Source organism: Arthrobacter sp. ok909, from assembly GCF_900104405.1.
Lineage (GTDB): Bacteria > Actinomycetota > Actinomycetes > Actinomycetales > Micrococcaceae > Arthrobacter > Arthrobacter humicola.
In genome coordinates this window covers 96,612-115,443 of record NZ_FNJS01000010.1, presented here as the reverse complement: position 1 = coordinate 115,443, position 18,832 = coordinate 96,612, and the positions used below count along the sequence as shown (strand labels likewise).

The window sequence follows — 18,832 nt, the reverse complement described above, 5'->3', positions numbered from 1 at the left end:
AGCCGGCCCAGTCCCCGCTTTCACGCCATTGCGTTCACGCCACTGCATTCACGTTATTCGAACATATCTTCGAATAACGCCAGTCTACGTCGGAGTGGCGACAAAACCCATTCCTTGCGGCATTGCACCGGATGCATGATGGCGCGGCGGACTGCGCAGGCCAGAACTCACGGGTTCCGCGGAGTAGGCTTCTTGAACCGGCACTGCAGCGCCATGGTGCACGGCACATCTATGGGGGGTAGAAAAGAGTGAAGCATCAAAGCCTGAGGACGGCTGCCGCCGTGGGAGCGGTCCTTTTTCTGGGAGCGGCACCGGCCGCGGCGGCCTCTGCGGAGGTTCTCGACGTCGGCGGGACACCGGTCGGGGTGGCGGTTGGTGCTGACGGCACTGCGTACGTGGGAAATTACGGCGCGGCCGGCGGCGTCCGGGTGATACCGCCGGGAGCGCCCCAACCCTCCCGCACCATCAGCACGGGCAACAATGTCTCCGGGATCGCGCTGGCCCCGGACGGCACCCTGTACGTGGCCCAACGCGACAGTGCCACGGGCCAGGACGTGGTGGGCGTCATCCCTGCCGGAGCGGCCGCCGTCGCAAGGAACATTCCGGTGTCGCGCGGGAACCATCTGATCGCCGTCGGACCCGACGGCACGGTCTTCGTTCCGAACCCTGCCGAACGCACCGTGTCGATCATCGCACCCAGGGGATCGACGGTGGACCGCACTGTCACGGTCGGCGCCGGCCCGGTGGAAGTGACGGTCTCGAAGGACGGCACCGCGTTCGTGACGAACCAGGACGACGGGACGGTCTCGGTGATCCCGGCCGGAGCGCACACCGTCTCACGGACCATCCAGGTCAGCTCCACCCCCGGGAAGACAGAGAACCCCCATGGGATCGCCGCCGGACCCGACGGGACCATCTATGTCACCAACATCAGTTCCAGTCACGTCGCTGTCATCACACCAGGCGCCGACACCGTGGCCTACACCATCTATGTCCCGGGCGGACCCACGGAGGCCGCCGTCGGGCAAGACGGGACCCTCTACGTGGCCAGCGCCCTCAGCCCCGCGCTGTCCGCGATAACGCCGGGCGCCACAACAGCGGGCCGCTCCATCCCGACGGAGAACAACCCCGGCCACCTCGCGGTAGCCCCGGACGGGACCATCATCGTGGCGAGCCCGGGCACCGGCGCCAACAACGGCTCCGTGTCCCGCTATGCCCCGGCCTCGGCACCGGCGTCCGGCAGCCCCCAGCACCAGGAGACCCCGGCTTCCGCCACAGCCCCATCCGGTGACGCGGCCGCCGGCCTGTGGAGTTCTCCGGCAGGCATCGCCGCCGCCGCCGGGGCGGCAGCTATCGCCGTCGCGGTGCTCATCGTCGCCGCGGGACGCCGGAGGAAGGCAGCCCGACGCGACCACGTCAATGGGACCGGGGTCGGCACCGCCGATCCCCACGCCGCGAACGAGCTGCTCCGCAGACGACCGACAGATCAGGGGTGGACGGACGCAGGTGCAGGTAGCAGGATTGAGCCATGAGCTCCCACAACGCACTCCTGAAGCACGTAAGCATCGCCGCCAAGGATTCAACCTTGGTGGCGACTTTTGATATAGACGGAAATATCCCCGGCCAGGGCGCCTATGTGGTGGGGCTCGTGGCGGCAACCCCGGACCATTCCCATCAGCGAAGAATGGGGATCGAGTTCATGAACGGCGAGGCCGTGTCCTTCTATTGCTTCAGCCATGACGGCACCGAGGAAAATTTCGACCTCAAGGGCGTCGAGCACTCGGGCAACACCATTACCGGCCATTTCCCGCTCACCACGGTGCTGGGGCTGCCCAAGGGTCACCTCATGACGGCGTTCAGCGACGCCGACGGCCGGGACTACCAGTCCAACGTGCCCGTGGAAGAGGCCCTCTAGGCGCGCTGGCCCGGGAGGAAGCGCAAGCCTCAGCTGCCGGCTTTGTACACTTCGAGTTCGAGCGCTGTGAAGGCCTCCACCATGGCGCGGTAGGTCTTCTCGACGATGTCGGGATCGATGTCCTTCTGCTCCGCGACGGCCTTGACGTGTTCGATCACGCGCTCCACGCGGCCCGGCGCCCGAACTTCCGCGCTGTCTGCCTTCAGGGTCCCGGCGATCCGGATCAGCCGCTCCCGGCGGCCGATCAGGGCCACGATCTGCTCATCCACCTCATCCACCGCCACCCGCACAGCTGCGAGCTGTGCCTTGTCGGCCTGGGCATCTTTGTCGTATCCGTGATTTGTGGACATGTTCATGACAGTATCCAAAGATGCAGCCACGAGTCGATTTAATTTCACTGGGTGTCCGCAGTGTTGACGCCTCCCGCAGTTTCTATGTAGATGGCCTGGGCTGGCCCGTCCGCCGGGAAGTCCGGGGCGAGGTCCTCTTTATCCAGGCCAATCACGGCCTCATCCTCTCGCTCTGGGACGCCGGCCAGATGCAGTCTGAAGCGGCCACCGATCCCCCTGCCGGCATTCCCTGCATCACGCTGAGCCACAACCTGGGCAGCGCGGCGGAAGTTGACTGGGTAATGGCGGAGGCCGAGTCCGCGGGAGCCACGATCGTCGCGGCGCCGAAGACCCAGCCCTGGGGCGGCTACACCGGGTACTTTGCCGATCCCGACGGCTACCGCTGGGAGGTCGCCTTCAACCCCGGCTGGGAGGTCGATGACGGCGGCACTGTGACGCTGTGACTAGAACAGGCTGCCTACCGGCTTGATGAGTTCGGCGGAGTCATTCTTCACGTTTCCGACCGCGGTACCGACGGCGTCGATCGTCCAGCCCTCGGCAACATCGTGCGCCCCCGAGCGGACCAGGTCCACCAGGGTGGCGGCGTCCCCGGCGTGCGGGTCCAGCCAGGCCTGCATGGTCGCCCGGTCCATCGGCAGCGGGACCCGGTCGTGCAGGGCCGTCAGTTCCGCCAGCATCCCGCCGGCATAGCCTTCGGGCGGCGAGTCGGTGGTCAGGATCGATGTCGAGAGCAGCCAGCGGTGCGGGTCGCCGTCGGCCTTGGACGGGTCCTTCCACCATTCGTACAGTCCGGCGAACACCATCGGGGCGCCGTCGCTCGGGTGCACGTAGTACGGCTGCTTGCTGCGGCCCTCACCGGCTTTCCATTCGTAGTAGCCGTCCGCGGGGACCGCGCAGCGCCGGGACCGCACGGCTTTCCGGAACGAGGGCCTCTCCAGTACGCTCTCGCTGCGGGCGTTGATCATCTTCGAGCCGATCCCGGGATCCTTGGCCCAGGACGGCACCAGCCCCCAGCGCGCAAGGTGCAGCTGCCGCACCGGGTTCCCGTCGATGAGCCGTTCGAGCAGGATGGGCACGTCCGCGGTCGGGGCGACGTTCCACGACGGCGGGATCGCGATCTCGTGTTCGAGTTCGGCGTCGAACTCGGCCAGCAGGTCTCCGACGGCCCGGGCCATCACGTAGCGTCCACACATGCCCTCCAGCATGCCACCGCGGACCGCCGTGCGGGAATAGTGTGCTGCGCGGTACGGTTATTGGAAGTGACGTACGACTTCCGTGGGCGCCCGGCCCTCCACGCCGGCCCCAACCACTAGCTTGAGGAGAACTTCGTGGATTTCACCCCCGAAACCGGCACCATCACCATGTTTTCGACCACGTGGTGCGGCTACTGCACCCGGTTGAAGAAGCAGCTGGACGCGCAGGGCATCGGGTACACCGAGATCAACATCGAGGAAGTCGAAGGCACTGCCGATCTCGTGGAGCAGCTCAACGGAGGCAACCGCACCGTCCCCACCGTGCTGTTCCCGGACGGCACCGCCGCCACCAACCCCTCCGCGGCCGAGGTCAAGAGCCGGCTCGCCGCCTAGCCTTCCTTTATCCAAAAGCAGCATCAAATCACGACGGCGCGGCCCCCACGGGCCGCGCCGTCCCCCGTTGTCCCGGCAGGTTGTGCAGGTAGATTAGCGGGTAAGTTGTGCGGGTAAACCGCGATTCGAGCAGAGGAGCTTATGCCATGGTCCATAAAGTCAAGGGCGCAGTAGTCCGTTCCAAGAATGCCGACGTCACCCTGGAGACGATCCTGGTGCCGGACCCCGGTCCCGGCGAGGCCCTCGTGGACATCCTCACGTGCGGCGTCTGCCACACCGATCTGCACTACAAGCAGGGCGCGATCAACGACGACTTCCCCTTCCTGCTCGGCCACGAGGCCACGGGCGTTGTCAGCGCCGTCGGACCGGACGTCACCGAGGTCGCCCCCGGCGACCGCGTGGTCCTGAACTGGCGTGCCGTCTGCGGCGAGTGCCGGGCCTGCCGCCGCGGTGAGCCCCAGTACTGTTTCAACACCCACAACGCCACCCAGAAGATGACGCTGGAAGACGGCACGGAGCTAAGCGCGGCCCTGGGCATCGGCGCCTTCGCCGAGAAGACCCTCGTGGCGGCCGGCCAGTGCACCAAGGTGGATCCCGACGCCGACCCCGCCGCCGTCGGGCTGCTCGGCTGCGGTGTGATGGCAGGCATCGGCGCCGCGATCAACACCGGGAACGTCCAGCGCGGCGATTCCGTCGCCGTGATCGGCTGCGGCGGGGTGGGCGTGGCGGCCATCGCCGGTGCGGCGCTCGCCGGCGCCACCACCGTGATCGCCGTCGACATCGACCCGAAAAAGCTCGAACGCGCCAAGGACCTCGGCGCCACCCATACCGTCGATTCCTCCGCCGTCGACCCGGTCGAGGCCATCCGCGAACTGACCGGCGGCTTCGGCGCCGACGTCGTGATCGACGCCGTCGGCCGCCCGGAAACGTACAAGCAGGCGTTCTACGCCCGCGACCTCGCCGGCACCGTGGTGCTGGTGGGCGTCCCGAGTCCCGACATGACCCTGGAGCTACCGCTCCTGGACGTGTTCGGCCGCGGCGGCTCGCTCAAGTCCTCCTGGTACGGCGACTGCCTGCCCTCGCGCGACTTCCCCATGCTCATCAGTCTCTACCGGCAGGGCAAGCTGGACCTGGACGCCTTCGTCACGGAGCGGATCACGATCGACCAGATCGAAGAAGCCTTCGACAAGATGCACGCCGGTGCTGTGCTGCGCTCGGTCGTGGAACTGTGAGCGGCGGAACGGTGAACGGCCTGCGGATCGACCGGCTGGTCACCTCCGGGACGTTTTCGCTCGACGGCGGCACCTGGGACGTTGACAACAACGTGTGGATCGTCGGCGATGACACCGAATGTGTCATCATCGACCCCGCGCACGATCCCGCTGCCGTGGCCGCGGCCGTGGCGGGCCGGAAGGTCGCCGCGATCCTGCTCACGCACGGCCACGATGACCACATCCGCGCCGTCGGCGACGTCCGGGCGCTCGTGAATGCGCCCGTGTACCTGAACCGGGACGACTGGATGCTGTGGGAGCGGGTGTTCCCCGGCACCGGGCCGGACCACGCGATTGCCGACGGCGACACCTTCGACGTCGCCGGGGCCAGGCTCACGGCACTGCACACCCCCGGCCATTCGCCCGGATCTATGTGCTTCCTGCTCGAGAGCGAGGGCGCCGTTTCTGAACACACCGTGTTCAGTGGCGACACGCTGTTCCAGGGCGGCCCGGGGGCCACCGGGCGGTCCTTCAGCGACTTCCCCACCATCATCGAGTCCATCCGCCAGCGGCTCCTGCCGCTCCCGGCTGACACGGTGGTCCGCACGGGCCACGGGGACCCGACGACGATCGGCGCCGAAGCGCCGCACCTTGAGGAATGGATCGCGCGCGGGCACTGACCCCGCACCGGTGCCCCGGGCAGGCCCGGTCCGCCACTTCCGGACCGGGCCTGCCCGCCATAGGATGAGGGGCCATGAGCCCTCTTCCCAGCATGGATCCGGCAACCCTCACCGCGGACCTGCGGACCCAGTTCGATGCGTTCCTCGACGAGCACCGGGCGGCACTGCACAACTGCCTGGACGGGCTCACGGAGCAGGAGGCCAGGGCATCGCTGGTCCCCTCGCGGACCACCCTCCTGGGGCTGGTCAAGCACGCCACGTTCGTGGAGAAGGTCTGGTTTGACGAGGCCATCACGTGCCGGACCCGGGCGGAGATCGGGATCCCTGCCACCCCGGACGAATCGTTCATCCTCGATGCGGGCGATACTATCGCGGGCCTGCAGGCCGCCTACAGCCGGGCCTGCGAGGACTCCCGCCGGGCGGCCGCACCGCTGGATCTTGACGACCTCGTCCGGGGCAACCGGCGCGGTGCGCTGCCCCTGCGGTGGGTCTACCTGCACATGCTCCGGGAACTCGCCCAGCACTGCGGTCACGCGGACATCCTGCGCGAGCAGATCCTGGCCGCCCGGAGCTAACGCTGTGAGTGCCTGAAACCCGATCGAGTGCTCCAGAACTGCCGTTTTCGCCCATGAAGACGGCAGTTACGGAGCACTCGATGGTTGACCCAGCCTCCGCCGGTCTCGCCAGTTGCCCACTAGGGTGGTTCGAATGAAACAGGCAGTCATTCTTGGCGGCACCGGTGTGCTGGGCCGGGCCGTCGCGCACCGTTTCCTGGAGGCCGGGTGGCAGGTCCGCATCACGGGCCGGGACGCGTCAAAGATGCCGTCCGCTCTCCGTGCTGCGGGCGCCCGTTTCCTCGCATCGGACCGGCGCAACGGACACGATCTGGCGCAGGCCCTGGGAAACGGCGCGGACCTTGTAGTTGATGCCGCCTGTTACACAGCTGCCGACGCCCGCCTGCTGCTCCCCCACCTTTCCGGGGTCGGCTCTGCAGTCATGCTGTCCAGCAAAGCCGTGTACACCGACGACGCCGGCTACCACGTCAACTCCGATGTCCCGCCGCGCTTCCCGCATCCCATCCGGGAGGACCAGCCCACCATGAAGCCGCTGAACGGCGGCTACGATTCCCGCGAGGGCTACGGCGCCAACAAAGTCGCCGCCGAACATGTGCTGCTCGACACCGGGCATCCCGTCACTGTCATCCGCCCATCCAAGGTTCATGGCGAGGGCGCAGCCCTGCCGCGGGAGTGGATGTTCGTCAAACGCGTCCTCGACCGCCGCCCCGCGGTATTCCTGGCCGCGGCCGGCGCGGGAGGCGACCATACGACTGCCGCCGTCAACACCGCGGCCCTCATCGAAACGGTCGCCGGCCGCCCGGGACAACGGATCCTCAACAGCGCAGATCCTGATGCGCCCACCGGTCTGGAGATCGCCCGCACCATCGCGGCCCACCTCGACCACGAGTGGGAAGAGATCCTCCTCGAGGCCGGGGACCATCCCGAACTGGGTGCCCACCCCTGGAACTTCACCCCGCCGCTGGTCCTCGACACCCAGGCTTCCACGGCACTGGGTTACGTGCCTGTGGGCACCTACGCGGCGACGGTGACGGCGGAAATCGACTGGCTGCTTGCCTCCGCGGCCAACCGGCCCGGCGCCGCGGACCGGTTCTTCAGCAACTTCACCGACTACGACCTCGAGGACTCGTATCTCACCGGCCATGGCAGGGCGACAGGTGCTCATGCACGCTGAGGACACGACCGTCCCGGGTGCGGGCAAACACGATGTTCTCCCGTTCGTCGCTTACTTCGCGGGGTCCTGAGCCATTTGTCTGGACCGTCGTGGCAACCCGGTGGGAGAAGATGGCTTGTTCCCAAGCAGTTGGATGCGCTGTTCGCTGCTGTGGCAGTCGATCACCCGCCCCACCGCCGGAGGGCCTCAGGGATTAGCAAGGGACACAACTCCCCCGAGGGAGAAAATGGCCTTGGCGGGTTCCGGATCGCTGTGATTCGCAGCGATAAGTGGCGGCGTTTTCGCGGCGCTAAATGTCACATCTGGTGCCCGTAAGCGGATCCATTACCGGGCGCTGCGGCCTTAGGTGAAGGAGTCAACAAGTTCGGGGGCAGTCCCAACCTGCCCGTTTTCGCCGCAGACAATCCCTGTTCGTCCTGTCCCTGCTGTGCACAAAAGCCATGCGACGTCACAAAGGCTGGGCACCTATCACCCGAACTTCTTCCATTGTCCTTCGGAAACCACCTCGACGGAGCCGTCGGCGACCTTGATAGCTGTCTGTTCGTCGATGGCGTAGGCAGGGACGCCTATGTCGGCGGCCCACCACTCTGCGTGGGCCAGGGTGTTGCTCGGGAAAGCGTCCAGGTGCGGAAAGATCGAAAAATCCACCACCCCCAGAGTCCGATCATCCGGAGCGGACGGCCACTCGACGAAGTATTCCCCGATCCGGGGCGTCATCACCATGCTTCCGGCACTCACTCCCACCCACACCGTGTCGGGAAGTGACGGCAGCAGCTCGGCCAGCCCGGACTCCCGCATCCAATGGGACAGGTACGTCGCGTCGCCGCCTTCGACCAAGAGCACGTCAGCCTCCCGAAGCCAAGGGACCCACCGATCCGCGCCGATGGTGGGCAGCGCGGTGAGCTCGAGAACGCCGAGCGACGCCCAGCCCAGGCCGGACAAATGACGGAAGTCGTGCTCGGCGGCCAGGAGGCCCCGCACCGATGCCGGTCCGCACATCGGGTGGCCCCACTGCGCTGTCGGGACGACCAGGGCGCGGCACTGGGCGACCGGCTTGTCGAGAAGCTGCACGAGCGCCGAGTGAATGCTCGGGTTGGTCACGCCGCCTGAGGTAAGCAAGAGCTTCAAACGTGCCTCCAGAGTCCGCGCGTGGATGGTGGATGTGCCCGATACCGCGGGAACGGGCTGGAACTCACCGACAAATCCGGAAAGCACGCCCGTCTGGTGCTCGGCCCTTCAATAGGTACACACCCAGTCAAACTTTGTCCACAGTTCGGCATGGACGCAGACCTCACGTTCGTCTGTCCATCCATGAGAGAAATACCGCCCGGCGCTGGCCGACCCTGCTGACCGTCCCGGTAAGGGTCCTTCACCGGTCGGTCCGACAGTGGCTCTATTGGGGTCCTATTCGATGGCCTCGAGTCCAGCGCGGACCTCGCGTGGCTGAATGTCATAACCCGTTGCGCGCACGCCCGACCAGTTGAGGCCCACGAGAATGCCGTCCCGGTCGAGTCCGTCAATCCACCGCGTGCGCCACACGGCAAGGGGGATTGCCTCTACTTCGAAGGCTCGATAGGCTGCAACGCTGCTTACCACCTTCTCGGCTCTGCTTTGGAGCGACCAGAACGGCATGCTGCGTTCGCCATCTCCGTTGAAGGGCGCAGGGAAGCCACCCGAATCACGGATTCCCCACACCTGCTGGTGCAGGATGATCTCTCGGTAGAAGCGGCTCGCCTGGGCCGCGCTGATACTCACATGCACAGCCTAAATCACTGCCCTCGACCGGGTCCGACCAAGATTCCCTGACCCCAAAAGCAGGCGAGAGCGCCCCCGTGAGGGATCGGCTAGCGGGCGCGGAACTAGCAGACTCAGCGTCCGGGCAGACGATAGATTTGGTGAGTGACGGAACCGCCCCGAATCTCTGCGAATGCGCGAAAGGGACTGCCGTCGGTTTGGATGCGCGAGGCGGCCCGCGTGTGTGCAGTGACGGTCATTGGAGTGGCTCTAGGAGGACCTCTCGAGGTGTGCCTTGAGGCTGGACCAGATCCGCTTCTCTTGCCTGCGCCCCACTGCAGCGAACAGCGGGGTGGCAAGTTTCAGCATTCCCTTGGGCCTGAGGTCCCAGTACCAGCTCATCCGTGTTCCGCCGGCGTCGGGAACAAAGGTGAGGGCTCCATTGATGTCTGCGGTGGCCATGCGGGTCATGGATCCGAGGCGGCTTGGCCGCGTGTACTCGGTGACCTCCAGTTCGAAGGGCGTGCTCCGCTTCCCCGAGGTTGCCACGACGTGCCATAGGGTGCCGGCACCGATCGGTCCGGGCGTGGTCTTCTCGACACTTTGCAACTGCGGGTTGTAGCCGGGCTCGTTGCGCTCGTCGGCGACGTAGTCGAAGACTTCCTCGACTGGGCGTCGGATGAGGATGGAGCCCTTGATCGTCGTCATGATGTTCTCTGCTTTCATGCCACGGGCGCATCTGTGCGCACCCTGGGTTTCACGCCCCGGCTGCACCGTTGTCTGGCGGGCCGGGTCGTCGGAGTTCGTGGGCGAGCTGGCGCAGCGCCATTCGACGGATGAAGGAGCTGAAGGGGCCGACGAGCGCCCAGTAGCGGCGGAAGCGGCGGCGGCTCTTCTCGTCCCTGATGGCGACACGCGTCTCAACCGTCACGATCGAGGAGCCGGCCCCGTAGGGATCGATCCTCAGGCCGGCGGCGATCTTGGCGTAACCCGGCTGGCTGAAGCCGGCGAACTGCTCGGGGGTGGTCGGTACATCTGCAGAGGCTGCGACAGTCTTCCAGGGCCGGCTCACCTGGCCCAGGACCATCTCCGCCCCCGGGGTCTCACCGAGCAGGATCCAGCCCAGGCCGACCATGTCCTTGAGCCGGAACGTCCCCCGGGGCGCTGCGGCGCCGGGTGTCCTCCCGCGTCCCCTCACGGTCTCTGCCACACGTTGCGGCAGTGCCCGGAGGCCGAGCAGGGCCCGGGCCAGCGGGGCCTGGAAGAGGTCCATCTCGCGGGCAGCCTCGTAGCACTCGGCCGGGGGTGCCCGGACGACGTCTGCGTGCACGATGGAGAGGTCGTATTCCGGCAGGAACCGGTCCATGAGCAGCCGGGGGGCAGCTGCGCCTCCAGCATCTGGTTCGGACGGTTGCGCCCGTGCCGCGCTCATAAGGGGATCCCTTCGTCCATATATCCGGCGTCCAGCTGCGCCGGCGCCGACGCCTGTCATCCCTCTGCGGATTCCGCCGGCGACGCGATCAGGACGAGGGCGCCGATGGCGTCTCCGCCCTCCAGCAGCGTGTGGGCCCGGGCCGCCTCCGACAGCGGGAGGCGGCCTGCGATCACCGGACGGATCCGCCCGGCCTCGAGCATCTCGTAGAGGGTGGCCCAGGCCGCCAGCAACGGACGGCGGTCAAGCCGCCACAGCCCTGTGCTGTAAGACCGGATCCTCGCCCCGCGCCCGGCCAGGTTGTGGCGGACCGCCCGGAGCAGCAGGCGCAGGGTCCTGCCGGGGCTTCCGGGATTGGCGTACTCCACCAGCACACCCCCGGAGCGGAGCACCGTCAGGGCATGCTCCACCCACTCGCCGCCCAACCCGTCGAGCACCGCGTCCAACCCCTCAGGCTCGAGACGCCGCACGGCGTCCACGGCGTCCACGATGTCCGCACCCCGCGAGCCGATGGGCACCACCCCGTGGTCGGTGAGCCAGGGGTACTTCGCGGCGTCGGCGGCCCCGTACATCCTCAATCCCAGCAGCTGACCGAGCTGCACTATGGCCGTGCCGATTCCACCGGCGGCCCCGGTGACCAGGACCACCTGCCCGCGCTGGATCCGGGCAGCACGGGAGAGTGCCTGGTGGGCAACCAGGTAGTTCAGGGCCACGGCCACCACCTCACCCGCATCCAGGCCGTCGGGGATCCGCATCATCGGGTGCCGGCGCACGAAGACGTACTCTGCGTATCCGCCCGTCTCCGTCAGTACCACCACCCGATCCCCCGGTGCGACGGCGGTGACGCCTTCCCCCACGGCGTCCACCACGCCTACAGCGGTGTAGCCGGGGGTGAATGGGAACCGCGGCGGATATGTCGACAGTCCTTGGCGCATTTGCACATCGACGGCACTCACGCCGCAGGCCTCGACCCGGACCCGCGTCTCACCCCTTCGGGGTTCCGGCAGCGTGCGGCGCACGACCTCCAGCACCTCCGGGCCGCCCGCCCGGACCGCGACCACGCTGCGGTACTCCGCGGGTCCCGACCGCTGCGTTGTCTCCGCTGCACGAAGGGCCGCGAGGGCGTCCGGGTGGGGAGTCCCCCCGGCGCGCACGACGCGGCCCCAGGACAAGAGCAAGGCAAGATCGGAGTGTGACGGGATCGCGTGGATCCCGACAAATGCCCGTACAGCTGCCATGAGAACCTCCAGGAGCACGATCTCAGGAGTGAGAGGAAAGAACCCACTGCGTGGTTCCTCTCCACTGTCACAACTCCCGGAGGCGCAGAACAGGGCCATTCGCCTCGCACGCAGATCTCAGAACCCTCATCATCGGCCACTAAGCGCTGCAAATTCACTATTTCGTTGTTCAATAGGGTGACCGCCCACTTTCAGTCGGGGGAACTGGCCTTCAACGATGCCGGCCGCATCGGCTGGGCGAGCAGGATCGCAGTCAAGCTCGCTCCGCAGCGGATGTTCAAGGTCGCCTCCAGTCAAGGGAGTGGCTATCCCGGGTTCAAGGACGCACACCAGCCCGAGGTGTGGGACCAGCGGTTGAGACTGGTCGAGGAGACTAGCTTGGCCCATGCCCCCGAGGTGGAGCTTTTCCCGACTTGGTTACGACTGGCGACTCGGCTCTCCGGGAGAATCCCAGGCATGGCCCGCAAAGCTCGAATCCTGCGCTACAGCTTCTAAAGCCCGCCTCGTGCCCCGGGCCACCAACCACCGGCGGTGCGCCGGTGGTTACGAAGGCTGGGCCGTCGTTCCCAGCTGGGCTGTGACGGCTGTGACGGCTGGGACGTGGGCCAGTGGCCCTATGTTGTGGCCGTGGTTGGCCGCCCAGACACCCCGAGCCATGAATCGACAGAAATAGGAGCATCCCGAGGCGATTCAACCTGGTTCCGGGCCTGTTGACGACGCTTCCTACCCGGACCTAGCATGGCGTTGCTGGCCGGTGAAGCTCTTGGTCATAAGCGGAGGGGAGCTGAAGACGGCGGCTCCGGTGATCACCGATTTCGGCGGGGTCCCCGTCGCGGCGATTCCCCGAATTCGGGCAACTAAGCGCCTGGTCCCCGGTCTCGGGGAAGGCTTGGTATGCCGTCTCGGCCGGAGGTCGTTTAGCGGACGCTGGGGGCGACGGGAGCAGCCGCCTGCCGGCTGTTGTGGACCGCGTTCAAGGGACATTCCCTGAACCAGTTTGCGATGCTGATGGTCATCGTCTTCGGACTCGGTCTGGGCCTTTCTTTCCTTACCGGTGACGCGCGGTTTCTGCTGCTCAAGGACTCGGCCATCACCGGCGGCCTTGGTGTTTCGTTTCTGGTTTTGGCCGCCCCTGGGACATCCCCTGACTTTGGACGCAGCCAAGACCTGGAGTCCGGAGCGCGCCGGGGAAATGGACCGGGAATTCCACCGCAACCCGGCCGTGCACCGCTGGCACCTGAAGGTTTCCGCCGTTTGGGGTCGGGACTGATTGCTGAAGCCAGCACGCGGGCGGTCCTGGTCCATCTGCTGCCTATTCACGTCATGGTGGGGGTTTCGGCCGCCCTGGCAGTGACCGTTTTCGCCGCCCTCATCGCCTGGACGGCCTGGGACCTGAAACGACGGCAAGCAGCGTGGTCTTCCTGACGGCTCTATCGCAGCTCATAAGAAGCCCATTGCCTCAGTAGGACCGCTACGCTTTTCGAACAAGGCAGGCAGGACACTCGGGGTAATCAAGCGCCTCCTAACGGGCCCCTGCAGGAGAGCCCAGCCCAAATTACACCTGCGGTCGATGCTCTGTTGCTTAATAAGCATCACAAGTTGATTGGAAGGCTACATCGTGAAGAGGCTCACAGCAAGACTGTGAAGCGGCGGGTCCGCTGCACCGGTTAGGCTGAGGCAATGACGTTGGGGGACGCTGCGGGCAAACCGCCTACCGGGGCTGCGCAGCCCGATCGCGGGGCCGGGCAGCCACCTAGCGGCGCACAGCCGGGGCCACCTCAGGTATTGGACCAATCAAAGCTCCAGGAGTTGGTTGTCCACGTAGGGCGCACCGCTGCAGCAACGTTTGCATCCAACTTCCTCGCCCTGCTCCAGGACCGCCTGACGCAGGTGCAAACGGCTCTGGGCACCGCGAATCTGGCGGCTGCGCTCGGTGCAGTCCTGAGCCTGAAGACAAGCTCGGCAATGGTTGGAGCGGAGCAGTTGACCCGCTACTGCACAGGCCTCGAGAAGGAACTGCGCGAGGGCCGGATCCCGAACGCCGACGCACTCCCCCGCATCGCGGCAGACCTCCGCCCAGCTTTGACGGACGTGCTCGCCAGCATGCCTCCGGACGCTGACGGCTGACCCGGGGCCTACTCGGCGGCAGTTTTGGAAACCGTACCGGCGGCGACGCGTTATTCTTGCGACCGTATCGGCGAGGCAATCTGAGGGAGAATCCGTGATCAAACGAAGCGATGTGCTCGAGGCAACGCGGCGCACCAACGGCTATGTGCGGCGCACGCCCCTGCTCCGCGGAGGCACTCCCACTGCCCCGCTCTGGTTCAAGTGCGAGTTCCTGCAACACACCGGTGTTTTTAAGGCCCGTGGGGCCTTCAACCGTCTTCTCGCCGCTCGCGAGCGCGGAGAACTTGATCCTGAGATCGGCGTGGTGGCGGCGTCCGGCGGCAACGCGGGCCTGGCACATGCCTACGCCGCAGCGGTGCTGGGGGTTCCGGCGACGGTGTTCGTGCCGGAGACGGCACCGCGCGTGAAGGTCGAGCGCCTCCTTGGATACGGGGCAACCGTCCGTCAGGTCGGCGCCGAGTACGCGGAGGCCTATGCGGCTGCCATGGAGTATGTGCAAGCCAGCGGTGCACTGTTCTGCCATGCCTACGACCAGCTTGAGATCGCCGCGGGGGCAGGCACGCTCGCCGAAGAGATCCTGGAGGATGAGCCCGGCATCGACACGATCGTCGTCGCCGTCGGCGGGGGCGGCCTGTACGCGGGCGTCGCCGCCGCTGCCGCGGGCCGCGCGCGCGTCGTAGCGGTGGAACCTTTCAATATTCCTACCCTGCACGCGGCTCTCGACGCCGGCCGGCCGGTCGATGTGCCCGTTTCCGGGATCGCGGCGGACTCCTTGGGCGCCCGTCGCCTGGGTGAGATCGCGTTCAGCATGACGTCGCGTGTCCCGCCGGTCTCCGTCCTCGTGGACGATGCCGCCATTGTGTCCGCCCGGGAACAGCTGTGGAGCGAGTACCGCATCCCCGCCGAGTACGGCGCGGCCGCGGCCTTCGCTGCGCTCACTTCCGGTGCCTACACGCCCCGTCAAGGGGAACGGGTGGCGGTGATCGTGTGCGGGGCCAACACGGACGCCTCCACGCTGGAGACAATCCCGACGCCCGCATCCTGGCAGCGTCCGGCAAAGACCGGGGGCACATGCGAGCGGGACCGTTGCCCGGTCGGCGTTCTTCCGGGGCCGCCACCAGCACGGACTCAGTCTGCGGCCGACTGACGTTCGACCTTGCTTGAATGCCCGGAGACGGGAAACAATGTCCCTGCCGAACTATGGCCCGACCCGATCAAGAGGGTTCCACCAATAGGAAGGCTCCTCAATGACAGCGCGTGATATCTCCTCAGTCGGTGCGCCATGTTGGGTTGACACTCTCCAGCCAGATCCCCGGGCCGCCAAGGACTTCTACGGACCACTATTTGGCTGGAGTTTCGACGATCCAACGCCGATGCCGTCCGGTCTCGATGGCGATTATTTCGCGGCGCGCCTCCGCGGACGACTGGTGGCCGGAATCGGACAGACGCCGCCGCAGTCCCCGCCTGGGTGGACGACCCACGTGCGTGTCGACGACGTCGCGAAGACCGTGGCTCGTGCCGAGCAATCGGGAGGTAGGCATCTGGGACTGTTCGGGGCCGGCAACGACAGCAGCGTCGCCGTCCTTGCCGACGCCACCGGCGTCCCGTTCTGCCTGCGACAGGCTGGCGAGAACGACGGCGCTGAGCTGGCCAATGAGCCGAACTCCTGGGCGATGAGCTCACTTCACACCACGGATGTCGAGCGAGCCCAGGCCTTCTACGGCGCAATGTTTGGCTGGGAACTCGAGCCCGTGCCGGGCGCCCCCTTCTCGCTGTGGCGGCGCTCAGGTCTCGTGGTCGCCGTAGTGACGGCGACGGACGGCGTCGCGGTCCCGCCGCATTGGAGTGTCAACTTCGCCGTCCGCGATGCGGATTCCCTTGTCCGGCACGCCGTCGCCCTAGGTGGCAGCGTCTTGATGGCACCGATGGACACACCGGGATTCCGCAGCGCGGTGATCCGCGACCCCCAGGGCGGCACCATCGCGGTCAGCGCCACCGCCGGCTGACCCATTCCATGGTCTGGCCGTAATTTGGACGGCCTGCACCCCCTAGTTCTCGAACCTGCCGTGTGTGCCTTCTCCGCCTCCGGGTGGAAGACTGGCGCGATGAGGTCGAAGTGGGGGATCTTTCGCTCTGCCGCTGCGCTCGTGTTTGCGGGCCTGCAACTAACGGCTTGCGGAATGACCGACGTCGTTTGCCCTGCAGTTGGTGACGACGCGCACGGGCGCGCACCTGCACGGGGTCTTCGACGGCGCCCGGCAGCCGCCGGCCCCGGCCCTCCTGCTGAGAAACGGCGGCGGCAAGGAGACGACGACGAGTTCTCCGGCACAGCCACGCTCTGGTTCTGACTGGTGACCGCCCCGTGCCGGACTTCAAGATCGTCAGCGCCGCCAGCGATACGGGGTGGTTGTTGAAACCCGGAGCAAACCGTAGCGTTCCAGAATAGGGCGTGAATACTCGGTTGAATCGCTGTGGATGAGTGTCTTGCCCATCGCCAGCGCGGCCCGGGCCCGGGCCGCGGTAACGGCCCGGTAGATGCCTTGGCCGCGCCACTCGGCGCGCGTCGCCCCGCCCCAGATGCCGGCAAATTCCGTGTCAGGAACCGGTTCGAGGCGCCCCGCACTCACCATCGATCCCTGATGTTCGGCCACCCAGAGTTCCATCCCGTCGTCGCGTGCCGCGCGGGCCAGGATTGCGTCGGCATTGCCGTTGGAGACGGAAACGCCGACGACTTCGTCCTGCATTGCGCTCATGGCGCGGATGTCCCGTTCCTCGCTCACGCGGCGGAGGCTGACGCCGGGCGGAAGTTGCACATCCACGGTCAACGCCTCGGCTGGCCCGATCATGATCGACTCGGGCTCATCGGGCTCAAATCCGTTGGCGAGCAACGCGTCATGGAGTCCGGGTGCATCATCGTGTCCACGGGTTTTCCACTCGACCCGCACGATGGCTGGATCGCTGCGGTAGAACGCCAGTGCCTCGCCCACCCATCGCGCGATCGTCGGCGCGCCGGCGCCACCGAGGTCCCGATAGGTCACGAAGCCTCGGCCGCCGGCAAACGTCACCAGACGCAACGGCCCCAGTAGTTCAACGGCGAGCGCGCTCGGGGTCTCCGCATCTGTTCGGAGTTGCTGGTCATAGGCCGTAAGAAGCTGCGTCGAAAGTGTCATCGGCCTCCACGCTACAACGGCGCGGCGGATCCGTCCCGCCAGGGAGTGAGCCTGGGCAGCCAGCGCGGGACATTGGCGCGGTACATCTCATACTCAGAGCCGAACGTCCGTGCCAGCGTGGGCTCTTCGTGGAGTACCACAAACGCGGCCACGGGGGCGGCACCCACGGCGGCAAGGGCAAAGAGCCTGGGCTGCCCCAGCAAGAGGCCCTGCCCGGTAATCGAGGCGGCGAGGGCGACATAGATGGGGTTGCGCACGTATCGGTACCAGCCGCCGACCACCAAATGCTTCGTCGGCGCAAAGGGGGCCGGGGTCCCCTGGCCCTCGACGGCGAACCGGACAAACGAACTTGTGATCACTGCCGCGCCCGCGCCGATGAGCACGACGCCGGCGCATTGCGCGGGCAGTCCGCCCGGCACCGGCCGCTTCACCTTCCAGCGCGTCAACAACCACGGAACGAGTCCGGCCGCCGTCGCCGGCGCGACGGCGAACACCGCCGTGCCAATGGCTGCGAGCCTCTTCTCCCGCGACGTCTCTCCGGATGCCGTCATGCTGATCATTTGAGCCTCCTAAGCGTGCGTTGTTTCCTGGGTTGGCATGGTCCCGGTGTTCCAGGAGCTGACGAAGGCAAGACCGGCAGCCACTGCCGAACTCAGCACAATGGCCCCAAGCCACATCGACACCGGCCATCCAATCCCTGACACCAGGGCGATCCCGATCATCTGGCCTGTCCAGATAAGAGCCGCCAGTACCGCGCTGACCGCCGGCAGCCGGCGGCGGGTCAATTGGCCGCCCCTTCGGGCGAGCAGCACATCCACCACAACTGCAGCTAGCGTGGCACCCGCCGCTCCGGCGACACCTGCCGGGCGGAATCCCGACATCGCCAGGGGCAGCCACGCCACGACGGCGACCAGCATGGCGGCGATGCCGCGAGGTGGCCGCAGGGCTCCCGACCAGGTGTAGAGAAACGGAGCGATGATCAGTGCCGTGGTCACCAGGTAGCTGGCCATGCCGATCGCCGCGGGCATCTCCGCTTGGGTGTGGCCGGGACTGCCGATCGGCGTCGGGACGTATGGGACCGCCGGAGCGGTCCGGACAAAGGCCGAGCAGTAGATGAGGAAGAAGGCGCCCAGACCGGTCATCAGGGCGACGGCCAGCAGCGCCGGCGCCGACAACGCGACGGCGCCCGACCGGCCACGGGCCCGTGCGCTGCGGACGCCGGTGCCGAGTATGAGGAAGAGGCTAAAGCCCAGCAGCAAATGGGTGGGGCTTACCAGCGCATCGAGCGAGACTTCGATTCCCAGGATTTCATGCCATGCCAGGTCCAGAACACCGGCGACGGCAAAAAGGACAACTCCAACCACCGTGCCCCGGTAACCGGCAGGTATCGCGCGGGCGAGCGCCTGCCCGGGCTCGCGGTTCCTCCAGATCACGGTGGCCGTCCACGCTGCCATAGCAAGGAGGCCGGAATAGAGAGCGGCGTGCCAGGGGGTGAAGAACGTTTCCAGTCCGGGAACGTGGAGGTGTGCCCAGCCATCCAGGAAGACCGCCAGGAGGAGCCAGATGCCCAGCAGTTCTGTGACCAGGTCCCGCCCGACGCCGGTCCTGAGAGCCGGGGCTGCCGTGTCAACCATGGTCGT

Annotated in this window: 22 protein-coding genes; 12 read left to right on the top strand and 10 right to left on the bottom strand. The window is 66.9% G+C overall.

From position 1 onward, the window contains the following. Positions 1–248: 248 nt before the first annotated feature. Both BLR03_RS10510 and BLR03_RS10505 read left to right on the top strand, forming a co-directional pair. Complete coding sequence (locus tag BLR03_RS10510; RefSeq protein ID WP_091252318.1) at positions 249–1,532, top strand: virginiamycin B lyase family protein; 1,284 nt, start codon at positions 249–251, stop codon at positions 1,530–1,532. Next, a complete protein-coding gene (locus BLR03_RS10505; RefSeq protein WP_091252316.1) occupies positions 1,529–1,915 on the top strand; it encodes a hypothetical protein in 387 nt (128 codons plus the stop codon). The genes BLR03_RS10510 and BLR03_RS10505 overlap by 4 nt, the downstream gene beginning before the upstream one ends. Positions 1,916–1,944: 29 nt before the next feature. On the opposite strand, the gene BLR03_RS10500 is transcribed toward BLR03_RS10505, so the two are convergent. Beyond that, complete coding sequence (locus BLR03_RS10500; protein WP_091252314.1) at positions 1,945–2,271, bottom strand: chorismate mutase; 327 nt, start codon at positions 2,269–2,271, stop codon at positions 1,945–1,947. 14 nt (positions 2,272–2,285) lie between these two features. On the opposite strand from BLR03_RS10500, the gene BLR03_RS10495 reads away from it, so the two are divergent. Further along, complete coding sequence (locus BLR03_RS10495; RefSeq protein ID WP_091252312.1) at positions 2,286–2,708, top strand: VOC family protein; 423 nt, start codon at positions 2,286–2,288, stop codon at positions 2,706–2,708. On the opposite strand, the gene BLR03_RS10490 is transcribed toward BLR03_RS10495, so the two are convergent. Beyond that, positions 2,709–3,458, bottom strand: a complete 750-nt coding sequence (locus tag BLR03_RS10490) for an SOS response-associated peptidase (RefSeq protein ID WP_091252310.1) — start codon at positions 3,456–3,458, stop codon at positions 2,709–2,711. A 135-nt stretch (positions 3,459–3,593) separates the two neighbouring features. On the opposite strand from BLR03_RS10490, the gene BLR03_RS10485 reads away from it, so the two are divergent. The 5 genes from BLR03_RS10485 to BLR03_RS10465 all read left to right on the top strand — a co-directional run bounded on the left by BLR03_RS10485 (position 3,594) and on the right by BLR03_RS10465 (position 7,491). Further along, positions 3,594–3,851, top strand: coding sequence for a mycoredoxin (locus BLR03_RS10485; RefSeq protein WP_091252308.1), 258 nt, complete (start codon positions 3,594–3,596; stop codon positions 3,849–3,851). A gap of 146 nt (positions 3,852–3,997) precedes the next feature. Continuing rightward, positions 3,998–5,083 (top strand): S-(hydroxymethyl)mycothiol dehydrogenase, encoded by a 1,086-nt coding sequence (locus tag BLR03_RS10480; RefSeq protein ID WP_091252306.1) that lies wholly within the window; start codon positions 3,998–4,000, stop codon positions 5,081–5,083. Next, positions 5,080–5,742, top strand: a complete 663-nt coding sequence (locus tag BLR03_RS10475) for an MBL fold metallo-hydrolase (RefSeq protein WP_091252303.1) — start codon at positions 5,080–5,082, stop codon at positions 5,740–5,742. The genes BLR03_RS10480 and BLR03_RS10475 overlap by 4 nt, the downstream gene beginning before the upstream one ends. A 74-nt stretch (positions 5,743–5,816) precedes the next feature. Next, positions 5,817–6,317: a DinB family protein gene (locus tag BLR03_RS10470; RefSeq protein ID WP_091252301.1), complete on the top strand. Its 501-nt coding sequence runs from the start codon at positions 5,817–5,819 to the stop codon at positions 6,315–6,317. Between the two features lie 133 nt (positions 6,318–6,450). Further along, positions 6,451–7,491, top strand: coding sequence for an NAD-dependent epimerase/dehydratase family protein (locus BLR03_RS10465; protein WP_091252299.1), 1,041 nt, complete (start codon positions 6,451–6,453; stop codon positions 7,489–7,491). A 468-nt stretch (positions 7,492–7,959) separates the two neighbouring features. Here BLR03_RS10465 and BLR03_RS10460 read toward each other — a convergent pair whose 3' ends face one another. The 5 genes from BLR03_RS10460 to BLR03_RS10440 all read right to left on the bottom strand — a co-directional run bounded on the left by BLR03_RS10460 (position 7,960) and on the right by BLR03_RS10440 (position 11,895). After that, a complete protein-coding gene (locus BLR03_RS10460) occupies positions 7,960–8,619 on the bottom strand; it encodes a Type 1 glutamine amidotransferase-like domain-containing protein (RefSeq protein WP_091252410.1) in 660 nt (219 codons plus the stop codon). Between the two features lie 276 nt (positions 8,620–8,895). Next, entirely contained in the window at positions 8,896–9,246 is a 351-nt protein-coding gene (locus BLR03_RS10455) for a DUF2750 domain-containing protein (RefSeq protein ID WP_091252297.1), read from the bottom strand. Positions 9,247–9,495: 249 nt separating this feature from the next. Beyond that, on the bottom strand, positions 9,496–9,951 hold the full coding sequence (locus tag BLR03_RS10450) for an SRPBCC family protein (RefSeq protein WP_217639761.1): 456 nt from the start codon (positions 9,949–9,951) through the stop codon (positions 9,496–9,498). Between the two features lie 31 nt (positions 9,952–9,982). After that, on the bottom strand, positions 9,983–10,657 hold the full coding sequence (locus tag BLR03_RS10445; RefSeq protein WP_139184518.1) for a hypothetical protein: 675 nt from the start codon (positions 10,655–10,657) through the stop codon (positions 9,983–9,985). A gap of 56 nt (positions 10,658–10,713) precedes the next feature. Then, positions 10,714–11,895, bottom strand: a complete 1,182-nt coding sequence (locus BLR03_RS10440) for a zinc-binding dehydrogenase (protein ID WP_139184517.1) — start codon at positions 11,893–11,895, stop codon at positions 10,714–10,716. 1,002 nt (positions 11,896–12,897) lie between these two features. Between BLR03_RS10440 and BLR03_RS10430 the strand changes: the two genes are divergently transcribed. The 4 genes from BLR03_RS10430 to BLR03_RS10415 all read left to right on the top strand — a co-directional run bounded on the left by BLR03_RS10430 (position 12,898) and on the right by BLR03_RS10415 (position 16,028). Further along, positions 12,898–13,320, top strand: a complete 423-nt coding sequence (locus BLR03_RS10430; protein WP_139184516.1) for a DUF3159 domain-containing protein — start codon at positions 12,898–12,900, stop codon at positions 13,318–13,320. A 384-nt stretch (positions 13,321–13,704) separates the two neighbouring features. Continuing rightward, a complete protein-coding gene (locus BLR03_RS10425) occupies positions 13,705–14,022 on the top strand; it encodes an Hpt domain-containing protein (RefSeq protein ID WP_217639760.1) in 318 nt (105 codons plus the stop codon). A gap of 94 nt (positions 14,023–14,116) precedes the next feature. Beyond that, a complete protein-coding gene (locus BLR03_RS10420; RefSeq protein WP_091252285.1) occupies positions 14,117–15,169 on the top strand; it encodes a threonine/serine dehydratase in 1,053 nt (350 codons plus the stop codon). Positions 15,170–15,269: 100 nt separating this feature from the next. Continuing rightward, entirely contained in the window at positions 15,270–16,028 is a 759-nt protein-coding gene (locus BLR03_RS10415; protein ID WP_091252282.1) for a VOC family protein, read from the top strand. Positions 16,029–16,403: 375 nt separating this feature from the next. Here BLR03_RS10415 and BLR03_RS10410 read toward each other — a convergent pair whose 3' ends face one another. From BLR03_RS10410 to BLR03_RS10400, 3 genes are read right to left on the bottom strand one after another with little or no spacing between them, the layout of a single operon-like run. Further along, the gene (locus BLR03_RS10410; protein WP_091252280.1) at positions 16,404–17,192 is read right to left on the bottom strand and encodes a GNAT family N-acetyltransferase; all 789 of its coding nucleotides are present in this window, start codon (positions 17,190–17,192) and stop codon (positions 16,404–16,406) included. An 11-nt stretch (positions 17,193–17,203) separates the two neighbouring features. Next, positions 17,204–17,752 carry a methyltransferase family protein gene (locus BLR03_RS10405; RefSeq protein WP_254788373.1) on the bottom strand — a complete coding sequence of 183 codons (549 nt, stop codon included), beginning with the start codon at positions 17,750–17,752 and terminating at the stop codon, positions 17,204–17,206. Positions 17,753–17,761: 9 nt separating this feature from the next. Next, the gene (locus BLR03_RS10400) at positions 17,762–18,826 is read right to left on the bottom strand and encodes a hypothetical protein (protein ID WP_091252278.1); all 1,065 of its coding nucleotides are present in this window, start codon (positions 18,824–18,826) and stop codon (positions 17,762–17,764) included. Between the last annotated feature and the right edge of the window lie 6 nt (positions 18,827–18,832).

Bases quoted from the DNA above. Each gene is read 5' to 3' on its own strand.
- BLR03_RS10450 (WP_217639761.1), bottom strand. From the start codon at position 9,951: ATGAAAGCAGAGAACATCATGACGACGATCAAGGGCTCCATCCTCATC.
- BLR03_RS10470 (WP_091252301.1), top strand. From the start codon at position 5,817: ATGAGCCCTCTTCCCAGCATGGATCCGGCAACCCTCACCGCGGACCTG.
- BLR03_RS10445 (WP_139184518.1), bottom strand. From the start codon at position 10,657: ATGAGCGCGGCACGGGCGCAACCGTCCGAACCAGATGCTGGAGGCGCA.
- BLR03_RS10415 (WP_091252282.1), top strand. From the start codon at position 15,270: ATGACAGCGCGTGATATCTCCTCAGTCGGTGCGCCATGTTGGGTTGAC.
- BLR03_RS10465 (WP_091252299.1), top strand. From the start codon at position 6,451: ATGAAACAGGCAGTCATTCTTGGCGGCACCGGTGTGCTGGGCCGGGCC.
- BLR03_RS10405 (WP_254788373.1), bottom strand. From the start codon at position 17,752: ATGATCAGCATGACGGCATCCGGAGAGACGTCGCGGGAGAAGAGGCTC.
- BLR03_RS10440 (WP_139184517.1), bottom strand. From the start codon at position 11,895: ATGGCAGCTGTACGGGCATTTGTCGGGATCCACGCGATCCCGTCACAC.
- BLR03_RS10490 (WP_091252310.1), bottom strand. From the start codon at position 3,458: ATGTGTGGACGCTACGTGATGGCCCGGGCCGTCGGAGACCTGCTGGCC.
- BLR03_RS10500 (WP_091252314.1), bottom strand. From the start codon at position 2,271: ATGAACATGTCCACAAATCACGGATACGACAAAGATGCCCAGGCCGAC.
- BLR03_RS10495 (WP_091252312.1), top strand. From the start codon at position 2,286: ATGCAGCCACGAGTCGATTTAATTTCACTGGGTGTCCGCAGTGTTGAC.
- BLR03_RS10430 (WP_139184516.1), top strand. From the start codon at position 12,898: ATGCTGATGGTCATCGTCTTCGGACTCGGTCTGGGCCTTTCTTTCCTT.
- BLR03_RS10505 (WP_091252316.1), top strand. From the start codon at position 1,529: ATGAGCTCCCACAACGCACTCCTGAAGCACGTAAGCATCGCCGCCAAG.
- BLR03_RS10410 (WP_091252280.1), bottom strand. From the start codon at position 17,192: ATGACACTTTCGACGCAGCTTCTTACGGCCTATGACCAGCAACTCCGA.
- BLR03_RS10400 (WP_091252278.1), bottom strand. From the start codon at position 18,826: ATGGTTGACACGGCAGCCCCGGCTCTCAGGACCGGCGTCGGGCGGGAC.
- BLR03_RS10480 (WP_091252306.1), top strand. From the start codon at position 3,998: ATGGTCCATAAAGTCAAGGGCGCAGTAGTCCGTTCCAAGAATGCCGAC.